The following is a 20,263-nucleotide window of genomic DNA, read 5'->3' on the forward strand; positions in this document are numbered from 1 at the left end:
GGTGTCGGTGGCGGTCATCCCTTGACCGCCCCGGTGAGCCCGCCGACGATGCGGCGTTCGAAGAGGCTGAAGAAGATCAACGCGGGCAGCATCGAGAGCGCCGTGAAGGCGAGCACCCGTGCCGTGTCGACCGAGTACTGCGACGAGAACGCCTGCACGCCGAGCGGCAGGGTGAACGTCGACGGGTCGTTGAGGATGAACAGCGGCAGCAGGTACGAGTTCCAGGCACCTATGAAGGCGAGGATGCCGACCGTGATCACGCCGGGCAACGACAGCCGGACGACCATCCGGAAGAAGAAGCCGAGGCGGCTGCAGCCGTCGATGAACGCGGCCTCCTCGATCTCGTCGGGGATCGCGCGGAGGAACGGCACGAGGATGATGATCGTCGTCGGCAGGGCGAAGGCGATCTGCGGCAGGATGACGCCGGCCAGCGAGTTCGTCAGGCCCAGGTCGCGGATCACGAGGTACAGCGGCGTGATCGCGACGGTCATCGGGAACATCAGGCCCGCCGCGAAGAGCGCGTAGAGCACCCCGCGACCGGCGAACCGGTACCGCGCCAGGACGTAGCTGGCGGCCAGGCCGAGCGCCACCGTGCCGATCGTGGTCGCCCCGGCCGAGATCAGCGAGTTGCCGACCTGTCGCCAGAACGTGCCGCCGGTCAGGACGTCGAGGTAGTTGCCGACCTGCCACGGGCTCGGGAACCCGGACGGGTCCGTCGTGATCTGCGCGTTGGTGCGGAACCCGCCGATCACGATGAACGCGACGGGCGCGAGCATCGCCACGATGACGACCACCGCGACCACGTACGCGACGCCGCGGCCGGGGTCGGCGATGCCGCGCCTCCTGCGGGTCGACGGCCGGGGCGCCGCGGGCGCGGGGGTGCCGCCGCGGGGGCGGGCGGGCAGGGTGCTGGCGGTCATCGTTCTTCTCCTGCGGTGGTGGCGGAGGTCGTGACGGCCCCGGCCGTGTCGCGTCGCAGCACGAAGCGCTGGTAGACGAGGGCGACGACGAGCGAGATGAGGAACAGCACGACCGCGACGGCGTTGCCGTAGCCGTAACTGCCCGAGGTGCGGCCGTTGGCCACCATGTAGGTCGCCATGGTCGACGTGCCGGCGGTGGCCGCGATGTACTGACCCCAGATGATGTAGACGAGGTCGAACAGCTGCAGCGAGCCGATGATCGACAGGAACGCCCAGATGCGCAGCGTCGGTCCGAGCAGCGGCAGCGTGATGCGGCGCTGGATCTGCCACCAGCTCGCGCCGTCGATCGCCGCGGCCTCGCTGAGCTCCTCGGGCACGCCCTGCAGCCCGGCCAGGAAGAGGATGACGGCGAAGCCGACGTACTTCCAGGTGATGATGACGAGCAGGGTCCAGATCGCGATGCTCGGGTCGGCGAGCCAGTCGGTCGCGAACGAGCCGAGGCCGACCTTGGTGAGCAGGTCGTTGACGGCGCCGCTGCCCTGGAGCATGAGGCTCCAGCCCGTGCCGACGACGACCTCGCTGATGACGTAGGGCACGAAGATCAGCACGCGGATGAGCGACTGACCGCGCAGCTTGCGGTTGAGCAGCAACGCGAGCCCGATGGCGACCGGGCCCTGCAGCACGAGCGAGAGCACGACGATCGTGGCGTTGTGCCGCAACGCGTCGAGGAAGGTCGGGTCCTGGAAGATCGTGACGTAGTTGCGGAACCCGACGAAGTCGGTCGGCGGGCCGAAGCCCGACCAGCTGAAGAAGCCGTAGTAGGCGGCCATCACGATCGGGAAGACCACGAACGCCAGGAACACCACGAGGGCGGGACCGACGAGCAGGGCGATCTCGAGGCCGCGGGCGCCACGCCCCTTCCGGGACACGGCCCGGGAGGCCGCCGGGGGCGAGGCGAGTGCCTCGCCCCCGGCGGTGGCGTGAGGCCGCGAGGGTGCGGCGGGCCGCACGGAGGGTTCGCGGAGACTCACGATCCGACCTCTACGCCTTCTTGGCGGCGGCGTCGACGGCGTCGACGAACTGCTGCGGCGTGCCGTCACCCGAGAGCAGGTCGACCACGGCGACGTTCATCGCGTTGCCGACGTTCAGGCCGTAGACGGTGTCGAGCCACTGCGAGACGAAGGGGGCGTCGTTGTAGGCGCTGAGCACGTCCTGCAGGTAGGGCTCGGTGACGGCCTCCTGGGCGACCGTGTTGACGGGAGGCGCGTTGAAGGCCTTGTAGTAGGCCGTCTGCACGTCGGGGGTCGCCAGGTAGTTCAGGAAGTCGACGCACGAGTCGGGCGCACCGGCCGAGCACGAGTACCCGTCGACCCCGCCCATGATGGCGCCGGTCTCGCCGTCGCCGCCGTCGACGGCGGGGAAGGGGAACCAGCCCAGGTCGGACAGCGGCTGCTGGTCGGGCGTGAGCGAGGCGATGACGCCGGGGTTCCAGGCACCCATGAGCTCCATGCCCGCCTGGTGGTTGGCGATCAGGCCGGCCGAGCTGCCGGCGCCCTGCTGGGCCGCCGTGGTGAGGAACCCGTCGTTGAACGGCTCGGTGTCGCGGAAGTCGGCGAGGTCCTCGGCCGCCTTGACCCAGCAGTCGTCGCTGAAGTCACGGTCGGTCGCGGCCTTCTCGAGGACGTCCGAGCTGCACGAGCGCAGCGCGAAGAAGAAGTACCAGTGGGCGGCGGGCCAGGCGTCCTTGCCACCGAGGGCGACGGGCGAGACGCCCGAGCCCTTCAGGGCGGTGACGGCCTGGTCGAGCTCGTCCATCGTCGTCGGGGCCTCGGTGATGCCGGCGGCGTCGAAGAGGTCCTGGCTGTACCAGAAGCCACCGGGGAGCACGGCGACGGGCATCGAGTACACCTTGCCGTCGACCGAGCCCGACCCGAAGGTCCCCTCGCTGATGTCCTGCTTCGCGTCGTCCGAGATGACGTCGGTGAGGTCCTTGACCTGTCCGGCCGAGACCATGGCCTGCAGCTTGCCGCCGCCGCGCTGCAGGAACACGTCCGGGGCGTCGCCCGAGTTGAGGGCGGTCTGCAGCTTGCTGTCGAAGTCCTCGTTCTGCACGGTCTGGACGTCGATCTTCACGTCCGGGTTGGCCTTCTCGAAGTCGGCCGCGGTGGCCGTCCAGAAGTCCTGGCCGGGGCCGGTCGTCGAGTTCTGCCACAGGGTGAGCGTGCCGTCGTCGGACCCGCTTCCGCCCCCGGTGCTGCAGCCGGTCAGCAGTCCCGCTCCGATCAGCAGGGCCGCAGACCCGGCCAGGAGCCGTCGAGATGTGGTCATGGTTCCACCTTTTCCTCTTCGTTGAGCGGCCGTGGTCGGCCGAGCGTGCCGTGCTCCGATGCGCGGCATGGCCTCAGTGTCGAAAACGTCGGGGACGGTGTCAAACGTTTTCGAAAACCATTTCCGTCGGGCTAGGCTGCCGACGTGATGACGGCACGGGTGACGATCCACGACGTGGCACGGGCTGCCGGGGTGTCGGTCGCGACGGTGTCCAAGGCGGTCAACGGCCGCTACGGCGTCTCGGCCCAGGCGATCGAGCGCGTGATGGCGGCGGTCGACGAGCTCGGCTACGAGTCGAGCTTGGTGGCCAGCAGCATGCGGGCCCGCCGCACCGGGGTGATCGGCGTGCTCGTGGCCGACTTCGAGCCGTTCAGCTCGGAGGTGCTCAAGGGGGTCGGGGCGGCCGTCCGGTCGCGGGGCGCCGAGTACGACCTGCTGGCCTACAGCGGGGCGCACCGCGGCGAGAACACCGGGTGGGAGCGTCGCTCGCTCAGCCGGTTGAGCGGCACGCTGATCGACGGCGCGATCCTCGTCACGCCCTCGGTGCTGACCACCGCCGCGAGCATCCCCGTGGTGGCCGTCGACCCGCACACCGGGCGCACCGACCTGCCGTCGGTCGAGGGCGACAGCCGGGGCGGGGCGCTGCTCGCCGTCGAGCACCTGCTCGGCCTGGGGCACCGTCGCATCGGCTTCCTGGCCGGACGCCCCGACCTGCGCTCGGCGTCGTTGCGCGAGGCGGGCTACGTGCAGGCGCTCCGGGCGGCCGGCATCACCCGCGACCCGGCGCTGACCCGCAACGGCGACTTCGAGCTGACGGCCTCGCGCCAGGCGGCCCGCTCGCTGCTGACGAGCCCCGACCGGCCGACGGCCGTCTTCGCCGCCAACGACCTCTCGGCCATCGCCCTGCTGCGCACCGCGCTCGACCTCGGCCTGCGGGTGCCCGACGACCTCAGCATCGTCGGGTTCGACGACATCCCCGAGGCCTCCCGCGAGTCACCTCCTCTGACCACCGTGCAGCAGCCGATGCAGCGGCTCGGCAGCGCGGCGGCGGGCATGCTCTTCACGATGCTCGAGGGCGGCGAACCGGCCGCGCCCGAGGTGCAGCTGCCGACGCGGCTCGTGGTGCGCGGGACGACGGGGCCGCCGCGCGGGTGAGCGCGACCTGCTCCTGCTCTTCCACAATCATTCGCGTTCGCGTACGGTTGTGCACACCATGGCCGAACTGAGCGCGTCCGAATACGCGAGACGTCACGACATCTCGACCCGTCGCGCCCAGGCGGCCGCAGCGGCCGGACTGCTCGACGCCCGGTGGGTCGGCGGACGATGGCTGATCGACGACGCCGTTCCGCATCGACGGCAGCCCGGCCGACCGCTCTCGCGCCGGTCGGCCGACGCCCTGGTGGCTCGGCTGACCGGTGACCCCGACTGGGCCGTCGAATTGTCACCCAGCGAGCGGGGCCGGACGCTCGCCCGGGTCGACGAACTGCGGCGGGGCACGACGCCGTCCGACCGCCTCGCCCTCTGGCTGCGGACCGCCCACCCCACGGCCCGGGGGTTCGAGGCACCGGCGGCCGACCTCCCCGATCTCCGACTGGACACCAGGCTCACCCCCGGGGGCAGCAGCGACGAACGCTCGGGCATGAGCGACGGCGGCAGGCTCGAGGCACACGTCTCCGCCGCCGACCTCGACGCTGTGGTCCACGAGTACCTGCTCGTCCCGTCCCGCCGACCGAACGCCGCCCTGAGGGTCCACGACGGCGCCGCACCGCGCCCGCTGCCACTCGGAACCCTCATCGCGGACCTGGCGACGAGTGCCGGACCACGAGAACGGGCCGCCGCCGACAGGTTGATCCGCGAGGGCTCGCGATGATCGTCGCGCCCACGCTCCGAGCCGCCCAGGCCGACGCCTGGCACGCCCTCTTCGAGGTGCACGAGCGCCTGCCGGCCGGCTGGGCCGTCGTCGGCGGCCAGATGGTCCAGTCACATTGCTGGGAGCGCGGGTCGACGTCGGCCCGCCCCACGAACGACGCCGACACCGTGCTCGACGTCAGGGCACATCCGACGATGCTGCTGCGCTTCACGACGGTCCTGCGCGACTGCGGATTCGTCGCGGACGGCCAGAGCTTCGAGGGCCATCAGCACCGCTGGGTCCGGGGCGAGGCCCAGATCGACGTCCTCATCCCCCGCTTCCTCGGCGAGCGGGCGTCGTCCCGTCGCGGCATCACCGGCGGGACGACCCTGGCCGCACCCGGTGCCCAGGGTGCCGTCGACCGAGCGCGCGTCGTCGAGGTCCGGGTGAACGGCCGCGACGGTGTCGTCCTGCGGCCGACCCTGCAGGGCGCGCTCCTCGCCAAGGCCGCGGCCGTCGAGATCCCGGGAGACGACCACACGCGACACCTCGTCGACATCGCCACCCTCGGGTCGCTCGTCTCCCGCCGGGATCGAGTGGCGACGGACGTCACCGAGACCGAGCGTCGCCGCATCCGTGCCGCCCTCAGCCTCATCGAGCGCGATCCGCTCATCTGCCGGGTCGCGGATGTCGACCCGATCGTCGTGGACCGGCTGCGCGTGGCCTTCGCCTGACGCCCCCGCAGACCCCGGTGTCGCCCTTGACACCAGAGTCCGTGCCGAGAGTTCGGGCTCCCGACCGTGCCGACGGTTCGGGCCGCCGACGGCGTGCCGCGACAGGGTCGGTCGGACACGGGGCACCCCGGGAGGCACCCGGGCATGTCTTCGGAGCGGCACGCCTCCCCCGTTTGGGCGACGTCGCGAGAAAACGGGAACGCAGGAGGCGCGGGTCACGCGACCCGCGCCTCCTGCGTCCTCGGGGCCGTCAGGCCCGGCCGATCAGGCCCGACCGGTCAGGCCCGACCGATCAGGCCCAGAGGAACGGCACCACGAACACCAGCAACGTGACGACCGGCCCGATGACCACCATCGAGAGGCCCCAGCGGGTCAGGTGCCGGTAGAGGCGCGGACGGTCCTCTTCCACGCCCGACGCGACGATGGTCGCGCCGGTCGTGCCGAACGGGGCGCAGTCGACGAGCGACGCGGAGATCGCCAGGGCGTAGATGAAGCCGGTCATCTCGAGTCCGCCGCCCGGCACGAGCAGGGGGACGGCGAGCGGGATGAGCGCACCCAGGATGCCGATGGTCGACGCGAAGGCCGACACGAGTCCGGCGATCACGCAGATGACGAACGCGGCGAGCAGCGGCGACGAGACCGACCGGGCGACCTCGCCGAGCTGGTCGATGGCACCGAGCCGCGTCAGCACGCCGACGTAGGTGATGATCCCGCCGAGCAGCAGGATGGTGTTCCAGTCGACGCGCGCCAGCGACGCCCGGCCCACGTCGGGCTTCACGAAGGCGAGGAAGACGGCGAGCGTCAGCGCCACGGCACCGAGGTTCAGGTCGACGTCGAGCAGCGTGATCGTGAAGAAGCCGACGATCAGCACGGGGATGCTCACGAGCACGACGACCTGGTAGGCGCCCAGCCGGGTGGCCGTGGCCGGCTCCGTCAGCACGGCCGTGCCGCCCGCACTGCGCCCCGTACCTGCACCTGCACCTGCACCGCGCCCGGCACCGCGCGTGCCGCCGGTCCCGCCGCCTGCCGTCGTGGCCCGGGCCGCGCCCGCCGCCCGGGTCCGGGCGATCAGCTCGCGACCGCCGAACAGGAAGAACGCGACCAGCACGACGAGCGTGTTGACGCCCACCGAGAGGCCGAACATGAGACCCGGGTTGTAGGGGATGCCCGAGGCCCGCGCCACCGTCATGACCGTGATGCCGTTGATGCTGGTCGGGGCGAGGGCGCCGCCGACGATGGCCGAGCTCATGACGATGCCCATCATCGTCGAGTGGATCTTGTGCTTGTGCGCCAGGCTCATCGCGATCGGCACGATCGTGAACGCCGCGTGCGACGTGCCGAGGCAGGCGACCAGCGTGCCGATGACGAACATCGCCCACGGGATCAGCGCCACGCGGTCGCCGATCAGCCCGACCGAGCGGTCGACCAGCCAGTCGACCACCCCGGTCTCGCGGGCGATGCCGAACAGGTAGGTGATGCCGAGCAGGATCAACAGGGCGTCGACCGGGAATCCGCCGAGGACGTCGTCCAGGCTCTCGCCCACGACGAGCACGCCGACGAGGAGGGCCGCGACGAGCGCCAGGGCTCCCATGTGCACGTTGCGGATCGCCGAGAGGGCGAAGACGGCCACGAGGACGATCAGCGCGACGAGCTCGACGCTCACGAGGTCGCCGCCGGGGTGGGTTCGGTCGGGTCGGGGGTGTAGGGCATCGTCGTCGATCTCCTGGTTCGGGGTGTCGCGGGTCGGGAGGGGGAAGGGGAAAGGTCGAGGAGGCGCGGGTCAGCGGCCCAGCGCGAGCCCGGCCCGGTAGGCCGCCAGCGCCGCCTCGGGCACGTCGGCGAGGTCGTCCAGTCGCACCAGGTCGCCGGGGGCCACGTCGGCCACGAGCCGCGCGCCGCCGAGCAGGTAGTAGGGCGCGATGCCGTCGTCGTCGGGGTCGACGATGACGGGGGCGACACCGGCGATCTCGTGGTGGTGGCCCTCGACGCGGAAGGCGGTGCCGGCCGACAGGGCCTCGCCGGCACGGGCCGCGAGGACCGTGTGCTGACGGGGCTCGGGCAGGCGTGACGTCCCGTCGACGGCGGCGACGATGCTCAGCGGGGTCTCGACGCCCATGAAGTGGTACGGCCAGTAGATGCAGGCGTGACGGCCGTCGCGGCTGACGACGTGCCCCTTGCCGCGCAGCGTCTGCCAGGTGACGGGGTCGCCGGTGCGCACGATCACGAACACGCCGCCGGCGAAGCTGGCCTCACCCGGCAGGCGGAGCATCGAGAAGACGTCGACGACGCCGGTGCGGCCGAGCAGACCGCCGTCCTCGCGTGCCGTGTAGAGGTCGGCGAGCTCGTCCGGGCGGGCGACGGGGTAGTGCAGGGCCTCCACGTCGGCGCGGGCGCCGGTGTAGAGCGAGACGACGTTCATCTCGCAGGAGTCGGCGGCCGCCGCCCGCTTGAGGCCGGCGACCGCCGCGGCACGCGCCTCGACCGTCGCCAGGGGGTCGTCGCCCAGGTCGAGCAGCGATGTCAGGGAGGGGGCGTGCACGGTCGTGCCGGCCTGGTCGACGACGCCCGTGGCCGGGTCGAACGCGAGGTCGTACTCGCCCGACTTGCCGAGGGCCACGACGTCGAAGCCGCACTCGAGCACCCACGCCACGAGACGCAACAGGTTCGCGGGCTGGTCGCCGTCGCCGGGCAGGTACCGCAGACCGGCCGCACGGGCCTTGGCGCTCAGCGCCACGCCGGCGACCGACTCGACCTCCTTGCTGACCATGACGACGTGCACCCCGCGGTCGAGCGCGGTGTCCGCGTAGCCGTGCCCGGCCTCGATGCGACCGGTGGCCTCGACGAGGACGTCGACACCGTCCCAGTCGACGGCCGAGGCGTCGGCGATCACGGCGATCGAGCCGGCCGAGACCGCCTCGGCGGTCGCCGCCGCCGTCGACGGCGTCGCGACGGACGAGGCGGGCACCCCGAGCTCGTGGAGCATGGCCGTCACCCCGTCGACGTCGGGGTCGACGAGCTGCGTGGCCGTCAGGTCGGGCAGGCGGCGCAGCTGGTCGAGCAGCGTGCGGCCGTAGCCACCGTTCGCGCCGGTGAGGAGGACGCGGACCGGAGTCGCGCTAGACGTCGTCGAGTGGAGGATCACCGTTGTTCCCGTTCGTTCAAGAGGCCAGGAGCGGCCCGGGCGAGCATGGCAACTGTAGCGAGACTTATCAAATTGTCAAACATCGCACCAAATAGTCACATAGACTGTCCTCGCCCACCCGCCCAGACCGAGGCGTCGTGAGCCCGCCCGCCACCGAGAGGTCCCGCATGTTGATAGGTGCCGTCGCCGACGACTTCACCGGAGCCACCGATCTCGCCTCGGGCTTCCGCCGCCGCGGCCTCGAGACGGTCGTCGTCGTCGACCCCGCCGCCGTCGAGCCGGCGACGTACGCCGGCGTCGACGCGGTCGTGGTGGCCCTGAAGACCCGCACGGCCCCGGTCGACGAGGCCGTCGCGCGGTCCACCGCCGCCCTGTCCTGGCTGGTCGAGGCGGGTGCCGAGCGGTTCGCCCTCAAGTACTGCTCGACCTTCGACTCGACCGACGAGGGCAACATCGGGCCCGTCCTCGACGCCTTCCGCGACCGGCTCGGGGTCGAGCGCGTGATCGTCGTCCCCGCGTTCCCCGCCAACGGCCGGACCGTCCGAGAGGGTCGCCTGTTCGTCGGCGACGACCTGCTCGAGGACTCGCCGATGCGTCACCACCCGTTGACGCCCATGACGCGCTCGAGGCTGCGCGACCTGCTCGCGCCGCAGACCCGGGCCACCGTCACCGAGGTCCCCCTACAGGACGTCCGCGCCGGGGCCGACGCCCTCCGTTCGACGGTCGACGACGCGCCGGCCGGCTATCTCGTCGTCGACGCGGTTGACGACGACGACCTCGTGACCATCGGCCGCGCGACGGCACACCACCGCCTCCTCAGCGGCGGCGCGGGCCTCGCCCTCGGCGTCGGTGCCGACGACGCCCCCGCCCCCGTCCTGCCCGCCGAGTTCTCGCACGTGACGGGGCGCCGCCTCGTGGTCTGCGGTTCGGCGTCCGCCGCCACCCGTGGCCAGATCGCCCACGCGGCGGCCACGCACCCCACGCGCAAGGTCGACCTCGAGGCCGCCACGACCGACCCCGCGGTCGAGATCGCCGAGTTGACCGCGTGGGTGCGCGGCCTCGACGCCGACGCGGTCCCCGTCGTCTACTCGGTCGGCAACCCGTCCGACGTCGTGGCGGCCACCGACCGCGCCACGTCCGACGCCACCCCCGACGCGGCGGCCCTGGTCGAGGCGGTCCTGTCGACCCTGGTGCACGACCTCGTCGCCGACGGCACCGTGGGGCGGGTCGTCGTCGCCGGCGGCGAGACCAGCGGCGCCGTCGTCACGGCGCTCGGGGCACCCGCCCTGGTCATCGGACCACCGCTCGGCCCCGGCGTCTGCTGGAGCGCCGCGACGACGAGCGGCGGCCGACCGGTCGCCCTCGTCCTGAAGAGCGGCAACTTCGGTGCCGCCGACCTGTTCTCGACCGCCTGGGAGGCCCTCTCGTGACCGCCACGACCACGAAGTCCGCGAAGACCGCGGCCGAACGACTCGTCGACGCCGGCCGCGCCCTCGTCGCCGCCGGTCTGAGCCCCGGCAGCTCGGGCAACGTCAGCGTCCGCGACGGTGAGCAGCTGCTGATGACCGGCACGGGCACCATGCTCGGGTCGCTCACGGTCGACGACCTCTCGGTGCTCGCCCTCGACGGCACGGTGCTCGCCGGCCCCAAGCCGTCGAAGGAGGTCGCCCTGCACCTGGCGCTCTACCTCAAGAACCCCGGGCACCGGGCCGTCGTGCACGTCCACTCCCCGTCCGCGGTCGCCCTGTCCTGCCTCGAGCCCTGGTCCGAGCACTGCGCCGTGCCCCCGCTGACGCCGTACTCGCTCATGCGGGTCGGCCAGGTCCCGCTGCTGCCCTTCGTCGCCCCCGGCGACCCGGCCATGGGGTCGTTGGTCACCGACAGTCCGCTGCCGTTCCGCGCCGCACTGCTGTCGAACCACGGCAGCGTCGTGAGCGGCGAGGACGTCGACCGGGCCGTCCTCGGTGCCGTCGAGGTCGAGGAGGCCTGCCGGATCGCCCTGCTGACCCAGGGCGCCGACCGCCGCCTCATCCCCGCCGACCAGGTGGCCGCCATCACCGCGGCGTCGGGCATGCCGTGGACGGGTCCCACCGCACTAGGCTGACCGACGCGAGAAAGGCCGACGTGTCCCCCACAGCCCCCCTCATCCCCGAGCAGCGGCGCGAGAGCATCGTCGAGCACCTGCAGCGCGAGCGCGTCCTGAGCTACCGGCAGCTGACCGACCTCCTCGGCGTCAGCCAGATGACGGTCCGACGCGACGTCGCGACCCTCGAGGACGAGGGTCGCGTCACGGCCACGCCCGGCGGTGCCAAGCTCACCCCGCGACTGCTGGTCGAGGCGAGCCGGGACGTCAAGCAGGACGTCGACGTCGCCCAGAAACGGTCCATCGCCCGCGAGGCCGCGGCGCTCGTGCGCGACCACATGACCGTCTACCTCGACGCCGGCACGACCGTGCAGGCCATGCGCGAGCACCTCGACGACCTCACCGGCCTGACGGTCGTCACGAACGACCTCGCGACCGTCCGGTCGTTCTTCGACCACCCCGACGTCGACCTCATCGTCGTCGGGGGCCGGGTCGACAGCGCGAACCAGTCGACGCTGGGGCGGCTGACCCGGTTGACGCTCACCGAGCTGTCGCTCGACCTCGCCTTCATCTCGTCGAGTTCGTGGGACCTCACGCACGGCGTCACCACGCCGGTCGAGGCCAAGGTCGAGGTCAAGCGGGCCGCGCTCGAGGTCGCCGAACGCTCGGTGCTCGTCGCGGACAGTTCGAAGTACGGGCGCTTCGGCAAGTACCGTGCCCTCCGCCTGGCCGAACTCGACACGATCGTGACCGACGACCGCCTGGGCGACGAGGCGACGGCGGCCCTGGTCGACGCCGGTCTCGACCTCGTGGTCGCCGCCCCGGGCGAGCCCGCCTGACGCGAGTTCCCGGGGACGCAGGAGGCGCGGGTCACGCGACCCGCGCCTCCTGCGTCCCCGGCGGCCCGCCGCTCAGCGGGGGATGACCGAGAACAGGAACTTCTTCTTCACCATCACCCAGAGCAGCAGCACCGAGACCACGTGGACGATCGTGCCGACGACCACGTCCGAGCGGTCCAGCCCGGGGATCGACGCGACGGCGAGCACGAAGAAGACCTGCCAGATGAACACGTAGAGGCTGGCCTGCCCGAGGGGGACGTAGAACCAGCCGAGGGCCGCCGAGATCGGCTTCCAGAACACCGTGAGGATCGCGTAGACGCAGACGACCACGAGGGCCACGTCGACCAGCCGGCCCCACTGCATGTCGACCCGCTGGTAGCCGGTCGCGTACAGGGTGTCGTAGAGGCCCGTCGGGATCGGCCCCGGGGCGAACCCGTAGGCGTGCCCGGCCCAGATCAGCGCGAGGAACCCGGCGTAGCCGACGACCCCCACGCCGACCAGCACCTTGCCGAGGCGGGTGGTCAGCGCCGTCACGATCCGACGCCGGTACCAGCCGATGACGAGACCGTGGGTGAAGAGCACCTGCCAGGCGAAGAGCGGGAACACCGGCTCGAACTGCGACGGCAGGAGGTGGACGTCGGGGAAGACCACGCCGACGGCGTAGACCGCCCAGCTGACCAGCAACACGGCCCACCAGGCACGCCGCTTGATCGCCCACATCAGGGCGGGGATCGTCAGGCTCAGCACGACGAACAGGCCCATGATGTTGAACGGCCACGGCCCCATCTCGAGCAGCAACAGCTGACGCACGGCGTACCACGGCGGCGGGTAGTCGAGCAGGCGGTCGACGTTCGGGTACAGGTCGTAGACCCGCCCCTCCGCCGAGGTGCCGGTCATGCCCGTGCCGCGGTCGGTGAAGGTCGTGACCGCGTCCGTGTTCAGCAGCGGCACGAAGCTCAGCGCGAAGACGATCAGGATGACCGCGAGGGTCACGACGTACTGCTTGCGCGCCCGGACGAAAGCGCCGATCGCGGCGGCCTTCTCGCCGTACTTCTTGATGCCGAGCGGGTAGACCATGCCGAGCACGATGCCGCTGAGGAACACGAACATCTCGGCACCCGTGATCGCCCCGACGGCCTTCAGCGTGACGAACGAGAACGGCCCCGCGACCTCGATGTGCGTGATGACGACGGCCAGGATGATGAACCCGCGGAAGAGGTCGATGCGGAGGTCGCGGCCGGGTGATCCGTCGTCGGGGTAGCGCCAGCGGGGCAGCAGGCGCCCGACGACGCCGCTCACCAGGAAGACCAGGGCGAGCACCACGGCACAGGCCACGATCCAGCCCATCTCGTCGCCGCCGCCGTCGCGGACCTGCACGGTCGCGGCGTCGCCGTCGGTCGAGGTCACGCGGTCGGTGACCGGCCCGAGGTCGATCCGGTCGGACGCCTCGAGGTCGGTGCGCAGCGCCCCGGCGATGCCCGACTCGGCCGTGGCCCGCCAGTCGACGGGTCGGTCGCCCGCCTCGGCCTCGTCGCGCTCGACCTCGAGCCACGTGACGCCGGAGATCCGGTCGTGGGTCGGCAGGGCGTCCAGCACCTGACGCCACCAGCCCTGCTTGACGTCGAGCTCGGGGGCGCCGTCGAACTCGTCGGCGTAGAGGGCGCCCGTGTCGAGCAGCATGGGTCGGTCGCGCCCCTCGGCGAAGCGCTCGTAGAACGTCGACGGCTGAGCCTCGGTGTAGCCCCAGGTCTCGTCGAAGCGTGCCTCGACCTCGCCCGCCGCCGCGGCCTGGTTCTCGACCAACGGCACCGACGTGCCGGCGGCCGTCGAGGCGCTGCCCTTGGCGAAGAAGAACATGGACTGGCCGACCCAGTCGACCGCGTCGTCGCCGGGGTAGTACGGCCCGTACGGGTCGTCGGCCTCGGTGACCCGCCCGTCGTCGTTCGTGTCGAGCAGGTCGACGTCGCTCGAGGGGGTCTCGGTGAGGCGGCCGACGGCGTCCGAGAACGGATAGCCCGCACCGTAGGACGGAGCCCACACCATGCGGGCCTGCGAGTCCCCGGCGTGCACGACGTCGGCGAGGGCCCGGAACGCCCCGACGAACGCCGTGGGCTGCTGCCCCCAGCGCTGCCAGTTGCCGTTCATCTCGGGCGCGAAGCGCACCAGCTGGAGCGTGCCGTACTGCCGGTCGATCTCGGTCAGCAGGTCGTCGGCCCGGCGCGCGTCCGCGGCGTCGAGGTCGGCGAGCCGCCCGGTGGGCTCCAGGCTGACCACGAGCACGGCGCCCTGGGCGGCCGCGGCACGGGCCGACCGGCGCCACTCCTCGACCGCGCCCTGGTCGAGCGGGTAGTCGATGTTGACGCCGTACAGCGACGGCGTCGCGCCGAGTCGACCGGCGTAGCCGTCGGGTCCGTCCGAGCCCCAGTCGAGGTCCGGGCCGAACCACGTGTCCGAGGGTTCAGGAGGCACGGCGGCGGCCGACGCGGACGTCGCGTCCCCGAGCACCGCCGGCCCCAGCACCAGCGGCACGAACGCCGCGACGGCGAGCAGGGCCGCGCCGATCCGGCGGGCCGCCCGCCGACGTGGCACCGTCGCCGACGGGTGCCTCAGCGTCGGCACACGAGCGTCCACACGTTGCGGCCGTCCTCGTGGCGGTAGTCGAGGCTCTCGAGGCTGAGGAGCGCCAGGGCCAGGCCGCGACCGTCCTCGTCCTCGAGGTCGGCCATCGAGACGGCGCTGAGGTCGATCTCGCTGGGCATGCCGTTGTCGTGGAAGACGGCCGTCAGCCGGTCGTCGGTGGCGGAGAGCTCGAGGGTGAAGCGGCGACCGCGGTCGGCCTCGGACCGGCGCGAGTGCTCGACGACGTTCGCCGCGATCTCGACGATCGCGGTCTCGAACGAGAAGCGCGTCTCGAGCGAGTCGTCGCCGAGCGAGGTCCACCACGCCTCGAAGGCGTTCTGCACCAGGTCGATGCTCTCGGGTTCGACGGCCACGTCGATGACGACGGGGCCGGGACGCTCAGTCATCGAGGGCGGCCGAGACCGAGGCGCGGGGCTTGAGGATGCGGTCGAGGTTCGTGAGGCGCAGCACCATCGAGACCTGCTCGGTGGGGGCCACGAGCCGCAGGTCTCCCCCGGCCTGGCGTGCCGACTTGAGGCACGACACGAGGGCCCCGAGGCCCGACGAGTCCACGAAGGTCGTGCCCGAGAGGTCGACGATGATGAGGCGGTCGCCGGCCGCGAGACGTGCGGCCACCTCGTCGCGGAGTTGTGGTGTCGAGACCACGGTGAGGCGCCCCTGTGGGGAGAGCACGCAGCCGCCTTCGACGGCCTCGACGGTGACGGTCATCATGATTGTTCCTTGTCGTGGGGTGCCGAGGGCCCCGGGTAGAGAACGGCCCGGACGATGATGCTGAAGATCACCAGGTCGAAGAGCACCCAGGCGATGTTGACGAGCGGCGCGAGGCCCTCGGCCTGCCCGGTGGCGTAGCGGACGCCGACCAGGACGAGTGCGGCGACGAGGCAGGCGACGGCCCAGATCTGCGGTCGGACGAGGTCCCACCGGGGGCCGGTGGCCGCCTGCTTCGTCTTGGGAGTCACCGAGAAGCCGAGCGCACGGCCGCGGTAGACGTTCTGGAACGCCGTGGTGACCGAGGCGATCCAGACCGGGAAGAGCGCCAGCGAGTACTGCTGCCCCCGCCAGGTCGGCCTGCCCGCCGCGACCACCCAGAAGAGCAGCTGGTTGAACACCAGGAAGGGGATCAGGCGGGCGAAGAAGTCGACGCTGTAGGCCTGCACCGGCACGACGCCGAACGACAGGCAGAGCACGGGCGCCGCGATGTAGACCACGGCGGCGAATCCCGAGAGGTAGCTCCACATGGTGGAGAAGTACATGAGGCGCTGACCCCACGACAGGCCCTTCTGCACGAGCGGGTTCTCGCGGAAGAACACCTGCATGGTGCCCTGGGCCCAGCGCAGTCGCTGCGTCATCATGGTCGCGAGGTCCTCGGGCGCGAGCCCGATCGCGAGGGTCTCGTCGTGGTAGACCGACCTCCAGCCCAACCCGTGGAGGCGCATGGCCGTGGCCATGTCCTCGGTGACCGAGATCGTGGCCAGGGGCATGATCGCCTGCGCCTCGGAGCCGCGGTCGACGTCGAGCGCCCCGACGAGGAGCGAGATCGACTCGATGGCGGCGAGCGGAGAGGACGACCGCTGCGCGAGAAGGTCGAGGGCCGCCTCGTCGAGGGCGTCGAACGTGTCGGGGCCGAGCGACATGGCGGCGAGCTCGGCGAGGTCGCCCTTCATGGCCGCGAGGTCGGCGTCGGCGAAACGGAAGGCGATCGTGTCGATGCTGCGCTGGAACCGGTAGGTGACGTCGCCGATGGACTCCCCCGCGGCGAACTCGGCGCGGGCCCGCTCGACCACGGTCTCGGCGTCGTCCAACGCCTCGAGCACGCGGGGCTGGCCGACGGCCTCCTCGCGTGCCCGCACCAGCAGCTTGCGCGACGTGCGGACGGCTCGACGCACGGCCGCCTCGACCTCGGTGACGTACCGCGCGACGCCCAACTGCATGAGCGCCTCCCGACGGAGGACCGCGTTCGACCCGCAGAAGAAGGCGCTGTTCCAGCCGTCCTTGGACTGTTGGATGGGGCCGTAGAACAGCGGCGCCTGACTGCCCAGGGGGTCGGACTCCGGCACGTTCTCGAACCACTGCGGCGTCTGCACGAGAGCGATCCGCTCGTCCTTGAAGTAACCGAGGGTGCGGTCGAGGATCTCGGGCTTCGGCACCTGGTCGGCGTCGAGGATCAGCAGGAACTCGCCCTCGGTCGACAGGAGGGCGTTGTTGAGGTTGCCGGCCTTCGCGTGGCGCGGCCGGTCGGCCCAGTCGTCCGACCGGGTGATGACGCCGATGCCCGCGGCCTCGGCGGCGGCACGGATCTCGGGGCGACCCCCGTCGTCGAGGATCCACGTCGTGTGCGGGTAGTCGATGCGCTGCGCCGCGAGGGCGGTGCGCATGACGAGCTCGACCTCCTCGTTGTACGTGGTGACGAAGACGTCGACCGTGACCCGCGTCTCGAGGCCGTCGGGGTCGGGCGCGGTCGGCGGCTCGCCACGCTCACGCAGCCGCCAGGCCCCGAGGCCGAACAGCAGCGAGTCGATCACGCTGTACGTCTCGGCGAGGATCAGCGGCACCGCGATCCACCACGACGACCAGTTCACCGACGAGGTCCACCGCCAGACGATGTAGTTCAGGCCGGCGAGCGACGCCAGCAGGACCGCCACCCGGATCGCGACGATGCGGCGACCCGGGGTGGTCCGGTCGAGCAGCCGCTGGTCGCGGCGACTCAGGGTGTCGGTCACGCGCGACGGTCCATGACGACGACGGTGACGTCGTCGCGCGAGAGGCGTCGCTCGGTCAGGGCCGCCATCGACCCGAGCAGGCCGAGGCCGTCGGCACCGCCGGTGGCGGGCCGCGTCGCGAGCCGCCCGACCTCGAGGGCCCAGTCGAACTCGTCGTCGAGGACGTCGAGGACGCCGTCGCTCATGACGATCAGCTGGTCGCCGACGCCGAGGCGGGTCGTCTCGGTGACGTGCTGTTGCTGCTCGTCGAGCCCGAGCGGCAGCCCCGTGCCCGCGAGGTGCTGCACGCTGCCGTCGGCCCGGACGATGATCGACAGCCCCGCCCCGGCGTCGACGAACGAGAGTTCGTCCGTGTCGAGGTCGAGGACGGCGTGGAAGTACGTGACGAACGTCCCGGTGCGCTGCAGGTCGGTCCGCACGGCTCGTTCGATGCGGTCGACCGCGAGGCCGAGTTCGCGTCCCGCGGCGACCTGCGGTGAGGCCGCACGACAGGCCGCCCGGACGGAGGACCCGATGATGGCCGCCCCGACGCCCTTGCCCATCACGTCGCCGACGGCCACGTGCACGAACCGGCCGACGAGTCCGTAGTCGTAGTAGTCGCCCCCGACGCTCAGCGAGGGCAGGCAGATGCCCTCGACCCGGACGCCCTCGACCTCGAGGGGCTCGGCCGGCAACAGCGCCTGCTGCGTCGAGCGGGCGGCCGAGGCGTCGGCGTCGGCGAGGAGCTCGACCTGGGCCCAGGCGGCCAGGTCGCGGAACTCGGCCATCTCGTCTGCCGAGAGCTGCCGGGGCTCGGCGTCCATCAGGCAGAACGAGCCCACGACGTTGCCCGATCCGTCGCGCAGCGGGTGACCGACGTAGAACCGCAGCCCGTTGTCGTTGAAGGCGCCCAGGTGGGCGAACCGCGGGTCGAGGCGGGCGTCGTCGGTGGTGACGATCTCGCCCGTGTCGGTCACGAGGCTGCACGGGGTGTCGGAGCGCCCGGACTCGGGGTCGTCGAAGCCCGCCCGGCCGACGAAGAGCGCGCGCTCGTGGTCCATGACGGTGACCGACGACAGCGGCACCCCGAACACGGCCCGGGCGACGCGGGTCACGCGGTCGAGGCGGGCCTCGTGGCCCGACTCGACGATGCCGAGCGTCTCGACCGCTCGCTGCCGACGTTCTTCGCGGACTTCGTCCCTGATCACACGGCTCCCTCTCGCTGGGCGCGCCTGGTGGGAGCGTGCCGTCTCCGAACCCTGCAACGATGCCACAGAGCCCTCGCCACGTCATGCCCACCATTAGGGGGACACCGAGGAGGCGCGGTGCCGGTCAGCGCATGACAAACCTTGCCATCGCGCCTAGGATCGCTCCATGGCCACCATGAACGTCTCGCTGCCCGACGGTCTGAAGCACTTCGTCGAGGCCCAGGTCGACGAGCGCGGTTACGGGACGAGCAGCGAGTTCATCCGCGAGCTGATCCGTCGTGAGCAGGCGCGCGCCCGCCTCCGCGAACTCGTGGTGGACGGCATGGCGTCCGGGGCGGGCTCGGACCTCGACGAGCAGTACCTCGACCGCCTCCGTGACCGCGTGCACCGCGCCGGGGCCGACCGCGCGTGAGCCGCCGCGTCGTGACCTCGCGACGCGCCGACCACGACATCGAGTCGGCCGTCGACCACTACCTCGACGAGGGGGCGCACGCAGCCGCGCTCGACTTCGTCGACGCCATCGACGACGCGCGGTCGCTCATCTCGGCGCATCCCACCCTGGGGTCGGCCCGGTTCGCCGTCGAGACCGGGATCGACGGCCTGCGGAGCCTGGCGCTCCGCCGCTTCCCGTTCGTGGTGCTCTACACCGACGACACGGACGCCGTGCGGGTCCACCGGGTGCTGCACACCAGCCGAGACCTCCCGGTCGAGTTCTCCGGAGCCTGACGACCGAGGAGGCGCGGTGCCGGTCGACCGGCACCGCGCCTCCTCGGGGCCGCGCGTCAGTCGAGGAAGTCGAAGACGAGATCGAGCGATCGGGCGGGATCGATCGGAGCGGTCGACCCGGCCGGGGCCGCGACGATGACGCTCAGGAGCCCGTGGGGCGTCAGCAGGATCGACCCGCCCCCGACGACCGGCGACCCGTCCTGGGCGGTCGCGACGAAGGCGCGCCCGCCGAAGGCGTCGGCCCGTTCGTCCTCGACCTGCTCGAGCGACAGCCCGTCGACGCCGCCCCCTGCGGGGACCTCGGCGTCCATGCCCGCCTGGTCGAGTTCCTGGACCGTGGCGATGAAGCCGACCCGGGACCCGTCGGCCTCGCTGGTCCACGTGCAGTTCGCCTCGTCGGACCCGGTGGTCGAGGTCTCCGCCACGAGGGTCCGCCCCGTGACGAGATCGCCGAGGACGGCCCCCGCCGCCTCGCAGTCGGCGGGCAGGGTGAACTCGCCGGTCGGCTGGTCGGCGGCGTCCGCCGTGGCGGTCGCCTGCCCCGGGGACGACGACCGACCGGCGTCACCGGAGTCGGCACCGCCTCCGGTGCAGCCCGCGAGCAGGAAGGTCACGGCGACGGCTCCGACGACGGTCGAGAGTGCGGGCGTGGTGGTGGTGCGCATGGTGGTCCCCCGGTGGTGCGCCGGACCCCTTCCGACGACCGCCTCAGCCTAGACGGGTCGGTTCACCTCGGGGTGGGTCAGGTGCCGGGCCAGAAGCGGGTGATCAGGTCCTGGATGAACGGGATCAGATCCTGCACCTGGTCGACGCCGGCGATCGCGACGGCCACGAGGGGCCACAGCGACACCACGAGCGTCGAGATCACGGCCGCCACCCCGAGCACCCAGGCCAGGGCACCGTTGCGCACCTTCACGATGAGCAGCAGCACGACCAGGGCGAGGACGTAACCGATGGCGATCGCCGCGACGATCGAGCCGACGGGCACGTCGAGGGCGCCGGCCGTGCCGCCGTCCGCCGCACCGATCAGGGTGAGCACGGGCAGCAGCACGCCGACGACGATCAGCACGCAGAGGACCGCCGAGGTCACCAGGG

The 20,263-nt window shown here is 71.9% G+C and carries 20 protein-coding genes; 8 read left to right on the forward strand and 12 right to left on the reverse strand.

The features are described 5' to 3' along the window. Nucleotides 1-14 precede the first annotated feature (14 nt). The 3 genes from IFT36_RS03885 to IFT36_RS03895 are packed head-to-tail and all read right to left on the reverse strand — an operon-like array spanning nt 15 to nt 3,248. On the reverse strand, nt 15-920 hold the full coding sequence (locus IFT36_RS03885; RefSeq protein WP_056047129.1) for a carbohydrate ABC transporter permease: 906 nt from the start codon (nt 918-920) through the stop codon (nt 15-17). Beyond that, nucleotides 917-1,951: a carbohydrate ABC transporter permease gene (locus IFT36_RS03890; RefSeq protein ID WP_056047131.1), complete on the reverse strand. Its 1,035-nt coding sequence runs from the start codon at nt 1,949-1,951 to the stop codon at nt 917-919. The genes IFT36_RS03885 and IFT36_RS03890 overlap by 4 nt, the downstream gene beginning before the upstream one ends. Nucleotides 1,952-1,961: 10 nt before the next feature. Next, entirely contained in the window at nt 1,962-3,248 is a 1,287-nt protein-coding gene (locus IFT36_RS03895; protein WP_200412464.1) for an ABC transporter substrate-binding protein, read from the reverse strand. 147 nt (nt 3,249-3,395) lie between these two features. On the opposite strand from IFT36_RS03895, the gene IFT36_RS03900 reads away from it, so the two are divergent. Genes IFT36_RS03900 through IFT36_RS03910 form a run of 3 tightly spaced genes read left to right on the forward strand, consistent with a single transcriptional unit; the run spans nt 3,396 to nt 5,831 of the window. Continuing rightward, nucleotides 3,396-4,403, forward strand: a complete 1,008-nt coding sequence (locus IFT36_RS03900) for a LacI family DNA-binding transcriptional regulator (RefSeq protein ID WP_123571912.1) — start codon at nt 3,396-3,398, stop codon at nt 4,401-4,403. A 58-nt stretch (nt 4,404-4,461) separates the two neighbouring features. Next, the gene (locus tag IFT36_RS03905) at nt 4,462-5,118 is read left to right on the forward strand and encodes a hypothetical protein (protein ID WP_200412465.1); all 657 of its coding nucleotides are present in this window, start codon (nt 4,462-4,464) and stop codon (nt 5,116-5,118) included. Continuing rightward, nucleotides 5,115-5,831, forward strand: a complete 717-nt coding sequence (locus IFT36_RS03910) for a hypothetical protein (RefSeq protein ID WP_200412466.1) — start codon at nt 5,115-5,117, stop codon at nt 5,829-5,831. Before IFT36_RS03905 ends, IFT36_RS03910 begins: the two co-directional genes overlap by 4 nt. Nucleotides 5,832-6,123: 292 nt before the next feature. Here the strand turns inward: IFT36_RS03910 and IFT36_RS03915 are convergent, their stop codons facing one another. Next, nucleotides 6,124-7,494, reverse strand: coding sequence for an SLC13 family permease (locus IFT36_RS03915; RefSeq protein WP_200412467.1), 1,371 nt, complete (start codon nt 7,492-7,494; stop codon nt 6,124-6,126). A 117-nt stretch (nt 7,495-7,611) separates the two neighbouring features. Next, a complete protein-coding gene (locus tag IFT36_RS03920; RefSeq protein WP_200412468.1) occupies nt 7,612-8,973 on the reverse strand; it encodes a homoserine dehydrogenase in 1,362 nt (453 codons plus the stop codon). A 137-nt stretch (nt 8,974-9,110) separates the two neighbouring features. Here IFT36_RS03920 and otnK point away from each other — a divergent pair, with 137 nt between their 5' ends. From otnK to IFT36_RS03935, 3 genes are read left to right on the forward strand one after another with little or no spacing between them, the layout of a single operon-like run. Beyond that, nucleotides 9,111-10,403, forward strand: coding sequence for a 3-oxo-tetronate kinase (gene otnK, locus IFT36_RS03925; protein ID WP_307785019.1), 1,293 nt, complete (start codon nt 9,111-9,113; stop codon nt 10,401-10,403). Next, nucleotides 10,400-11,077, forward strand: a complete 678-nt coding sequence (locus tag IFT36_RS03930) for a class II aldolase/adducin family protein (RefSeq protein WP_056047156.1) — start codon at nt 10,400-10,402, stop codon at nt 11,075-11,077. The genes otnK and IFT36_RS03930 overlap by 4 nt, the downstream gene beginning before the upstream one ends. A gap of 20 nt (nt 11,078-11,097) precedes the next feature. Further along, nucleotides 11,098-11,895 (forward strand): DeoR/GlpR family DNA-binding transcription regulator, encoded by a 798-nt coding sequence (locus IFT36_RS03935; protein ID WP_056047159.1) that lies wholly within the window; start codon nt 11,098-11,100, stop codon nt 11,893-11,895. 72 nt (nt 11,896-11,967) lie between these two features. Here the strand turns inward: IFT36_RS03935 and opgC are convergent, their stop codons facing one another. From opgC to IFT36_RS03960, 5 genes are read right to left on the reverse strand one after another with little or no spacing between them, the layout of a single operon-like run. Beyond that, nucleotides 11,968-14,514 (reverse strand): OpgC domain-containing protein, encoded by a 2,547-nt coding sequence (gene opgC, locus IFT36_RS03940; RefSeq protein ID WP_200412469.1) that lies wholly within the window; start codon nt 14,512-14,514, stop codon nt 11,968-11,970. Continuing rightward, on the reverse strand, nt 14,502-14,921 hold the full coding sequence (locus tag IFT36_RS03945; protein WP_082460371.1) for an ATP-binding protein: 420 nt from the start codon (nt 14,919-14,921) through the stop codon (nt 14,502-14,504). The genes opgC and IFT36_RS03945 overlap by 13 nt, the downstream gene beginning before the upstream one ends. After that, on the reverse strand, nt 14,914-15,246 hold the full coding sequence (locus IFT36_RS03950) for an STAS domain-containing protein (protein WP_056047165.1): 333 nt from the start codon (nt 15,244-15,246) through the stop codon (nt 14,914-14,916). The genes IFT36_RS03945 and IFT36_RS03950 overlap by 8 nt, the downstream gene beginning before the upstream one ends. Next, nucleotides 15,243-17,192 carry a glycosyltransferase gene (locus tag IFT36_RS03955; RefSeq protein ID WP_307785024.1) on the reverse strand — a complete coding sequence of 650 codons (1,950 nt, stop codon included), beginning with the start codon at nt 17,190-17,192 and terminating at the stop codon, nt 15,243-15,245. The genes IFT36_RS03950 and IFT36_RS03955 overlap by 4 nt, the downstream gene beginning before the upstream one ends. Before the next feature lie 59 nt (nt 17,193-17,251). Next, nucleotides 17,252-18,442, reverse strand: coding sequence for a GAF domain-containing SpoIIE family protein phosphatase (locus IFT36_RS03960; protein WP_192124212.1), 1,191 nt, complete (start codon nt 18,440-18,442; stop codon nt 17,252-17,254). 166 nt (nt 18,443-18,608) lie between these two features. Between IFT36_RS03960 and IFT36_RS03965 the strand changes: the two genes are divergently transcribed. Together IFT36_RS03965 and IFT36_RS03970 are read left to right on the forward strand one after the other, a co-directional pair. Beyond that, nucleotides 18,609-18,854 carry a ribbon-helix-helix domain-containing protein gene (locus IFT36_RS03965; RefSeq protein ID WP_056047170.1) on the forward strand — a complete coding sequence of 82 codons (246 nt, stop codon included), beginning with the start codon at nt 18,609-18,611 and terminating at the stop codon, nt 18,852-18,854. Between the two features lie 11 nt (nt 18,855-18,865). Beyond that, nucleotides 18,866-19,168, forward strand: a complete 303-nt coding sequence (locus tag IFT36_RS03970; protein WP_307785020.1) for a type II toxin-antitoxin system RelE/ParE family toxin — start codon at nt 18,866-18,868, stop codon at nt 19,166-19,168. Nucleotides 19,169-19,224: 56 nt separating this feature from the next. Here IFT36_RS03970 and IFT36_RS03975 read toward each other — a convergent pair whose 3' ends face one another. Next, nucleotides 19,225-19,833 carry a hypothetical protein gene (locus IFT36_RS03975; protein ID WP_200412470.1) on the reverse strand — a complete coding sequence of 203 codons (609 nt, stop codon included), beginning with the start codon at nt 19,831-19,833 and terminating at the stop codon, nt 19,225-19,227. Nucleotides 19,834-19,910: 77 nt separating this feature from the next. After that, nucleotides 19,911-20,258, reverse strand: coding sequence for a hypothetical protein (locus IFT36_RS03980; protein WP_307785021.1), 348 nt, complete (start codon nt 20,256-20,258; stop codon nt 19,911-19,913). Nucleotides 20,259-20,263 lie beyond the last annotated feature (5 nt).

The organism is Frigoribacterium sp. CFBP 13605 (assembly GCF_014839405.1).
Classification (GTDB): domain Bacteria; phylum Actinomycetota; class Actinomycetes; order Actinomycetales; family Microbacteriaceae; genus Frigoribacterium.

Bases quoted from the DNA above. Each gene is read 5' to 3' on its own strand.
- IFT36_RS03965 (WP_056047170.1), top strand. From the start codon at position 18,609: ATGGCCACCATGAACGTCTCGCTGCCCGACGGTCTGAAGCACTTCGTC.
- IFT36_RS03945 (WP_082460371.1), bottom strand. From the start codon at position 14,921: ATGACTGAGCGTCCCGGCCCCGTCGTCATCGACGTGGCCGTCGAACCC.
- IFT36_RS03950 (WP_056047165.1), bottom strand. From the start codon at position 15,246: ATGATGACCGTCACCGTCGAGGCCGTCGAAGGCGGCTGCGTGCTCTCC.
- IFT36_RS03910 (WP_200412466.1), top strand. From the start codon at position 5,115: ATGATCGTCGCGCCCACGCTCCGAGCCGCCCAGGCCGACGCCTGGCAC.
- IFT36_RS03975 (WP_200412470.1), bottom strand. From the start codon at position 19,833: ATGCGCACCACCACCACGCCCGCACTCTCGACCGTCGTCGGAGCCGTC.
- IFT36_RS03895 (WP_200412464.1), bottom strand. From the start codon at position 3,248: ATGACCACATCTCGACGGCTCCTGGCCGGGTCTGCGGCCCTGCTGATC.
- IFT36_RS03900 (WP_123571912.1), top strand. From the start codon at position 3,396: ATGACGGCACGGGTGACGATCCACGACGTGGCACGGGCTGCCGGGGTG.
- IFT36_RS03905 (WP_200412465.1), top strand. From the start codon at position 4,462: ATGGCCGAACTGAGCGCGTCCGAATACGCGAGACGTCACGACATCTCG.
- IFT36_RS03885 (WP_056047129.1), bottom strand. From the start codon at position 920: ATGACCGCCAGCACCCTGCCCGCCCGCCCCCGCGGCGGCACCCCCGCG.